Raw genomic sequence first — 292 nt, 5'->3', positions numbered from 1 at the left:
CGCTCTCCAGAGTGTGGGGTGTGTTTTACGCCCCGTTGACCGGTCCTTTTGCCTGAGAGTTTGTTGGGTATTAGCCCCTTCGGCGGCAACCGTTGGTTGCTCTCTCCCGATCAAGTAGCGCGATTATATAAGGCTTGGATGAGGTTGGATATATTCAAAAGCAAATATTTGGTGATTTTGCGCACGCCACAGTCAAAGATGACAGCCAGCGCTGATGGCTCTGGCACGGTTCTTTGCCAGATGTGCAAGTTTGTCTGGGCGACTCAAAAAAATGCAGCTGACTTCCGGTTCA

The 292-nt window shown here is 50.7% G+C and carries 1 riboswitch.

Features of this window, described 5'->3' with window-relative positions:
* Window positions 1–30 precede the first annotated feature (30 nt).
* Window positions 31–119, bottom strand: a riboswitch (glycine riboswitch).
* Between the last annotated feature and the right edge of the window lie 173 nt (window positions 120–292).

The organism is Cognatundibacterium luofuense (genome assembly GCF_018139685.1).
GTDB classification, from domain to species: Bacteria; Pseudomonadota; Gammaproteobacteria; order Burkholderiales; family Burkholderiaceae_D; genus Undibacterium; species Undibacterium luofuense.
Note: the sequence above shows the minus strand (reverse complement) of the source record. Positions and strands in the feature narration are given on the sequence as shown.